At 68.9% G+C, this 1,949-nt stretch carries 1 pseudogene; it reads left to right on the plus strand.

Annotation, left to right across the window (positions count from 1 at the left end):
- Nucleotides 1-170: 170 nt before the first annotated feature.
- Nucleotides 171-1,367: pseudogene (locus ACIBJF_RS53180) on the plus strand (ISAzo13 family transposase); the annotation flags it as partial.
- Nucleotides 1,368-1,949 lie beyond the last annotated feature (582 nt).

Raw genomic sequence — 1,949 nt, forward strand, 5'->3', positions numbered from 1 at the left:
CTGGAGCGGTGCACGTCGAGCACCTGGCACAGCCGCTTGACCGGGTAGGTCTCGCAGTGGTCCTCGATGAACTGGCAGCGGCCTAGGAGCCGTAAGGAAACTACTGCTGGTTTCAGTCCAACTCCGCTGCGCCACATGGTAGATGGGCTGCCGTGGCGATACTGGAGAAGATCCTCGCAGTCCTGGATACGAAGTTCACGGCGGTGCTCCCGCACCTGGACGAGCGGCAGCGCCGCCTCTACCTGGCCGCCGAGGCCGAAGCCCTGGGACACGGCGGGATCGCGGCCGTGGCCCGGCTGGCCGAGGTCTCGGAGTCGACCATCGCGCGCGGGCGGGACGAGCTCGCAGCCGGGGCCGAAGTACTGGGGCGGGTGCGCCGGCCCGGCGGCGGACGCAAGCCAGCGACCGAGCGTGACCCGGGGCTACGGCCCGCGCTCGAGGCGCTGATCGAGCCGCGGGAGGTGGGCGATCCGGTCTCGCCGCTGCGGTGGACCACCGCCTCGCTGCGGGACCTGGCCCGTGAGCTGACCGAGGCCGGTCACCCTGTTAGCGCCCCGGTGGTCGCAGACCTGCTGCACGCGATGGGCTTCAGTCTGCAGGGCATGGCCAAGACGAGGGCCGGCAGTCACGTGCCCGACCGCGACGCCCAATTCCGGTACATCAACACCGCCGTCGCATCCTTCCTGGAGCAGGGGATGCCGGTGGTGAGCGTGGACGCGAAGAAGAAGGAGCCGATCGGCGACTTCGCCCGCCCCGGCCGTTCCTACCGGCCCAAAGGCGATCCGATCACGGCCCCGGACCACGACTTCGTCGACCCCAACACCCCCATCGCCATCCCGTACGGCATCTACGACCTCGGCCGCGACAGCGGCTGGGTGAACGTGGGCACCGACCGCAACACCGCCGCCTTCGCGGTGGAGTCCTTGCGCCGCTGGTGGAGTGCCCGGGGCCGTCTCGACTACCCCAGTGCCGACAGGCTCCTGGTCACCGCGGACTCCGGCGGCGCCAACTCCGCCGGCTCCCACCTGTTCAAGATGGGTCTGGCCGCCTTCGCCGACGAGTGCGGGCTGAGCATCACCGTCATGCACTTCCCGCCCGGCACGTCGAAATGGAACAAGGTCGAACACCGGCTGTTCTCCCGGATCACCCACAGCCTGCGTGGACGGCCGCTGACCAGCTACGAGATCCTGCTGCAGACCATCTCGGCCACCTGCACCACCACCGGGCTGACCGTCAGCGCCACCCTGGACGAAAACGACTACCCCACCGGACGCGTGCTCACCCGCGCTGAACGCAAGAGCATCGAACAGCGGACCGCACGGGACAGCTTCCACGGCGAGTGGAACTACACCATCGCCCCGCAAGACCCCGGCCACGAGCCGCCACAGGATCTGCGGGAGGAGTCGGGGCCGCCGATTCCGGCCGAGGCCACCTTCCTCCTCACCCACCCGGCACTGACCGGCATGTCCCGCGACGAGTTCGACCAACTCGTACTCCGGCTCGAACCCTGCCGCCAACTCCTGACCGAGGCCGAGCGTCGGCGCGAGGACCGCGACGGGCGCGGCCGCAACCCCGGCTTCGGCACTCTCGATCACCGCCACCGCGTCCTGGCCGCCGTCCTGAGCAGCCGCAACACCGTCACCCTGACGCTGGCGGGCCAACTGCTCGGCCGCCACCGCAACGTGCTGAGCTACCACGCCGGGCGGACCAAGCCGTTGTTGGCCTTCGCCGGACCCGAGCTCACCACGGTACTCGTCACCCGCCGCACTCACCCACCGCGCTCGATCGAAACCCTGCAACGAGTGATCGAGCAGCATGACAACGACATCAACTCAAGCAGTAGTTGATTTACGGCTCCCTACCAGGTCATCTCCGAGGCGAAAAACTTCGTCGCCTTGCGCAGAATGTCCCGCTCGGTGGCGAGCGTGGCGTTCTCCTTGCGGGCGGTC

Origin of the sequence: Streptomyces sp. NPDC050743, assembly GCF_044456925.1 — a bacterium.
Taxonomy (GTDB): domain Bacteria; phylum Actinomycetota; class Actinomycetes; order Streptomycetales; family Streptomycetaceae; genus Streptomyces.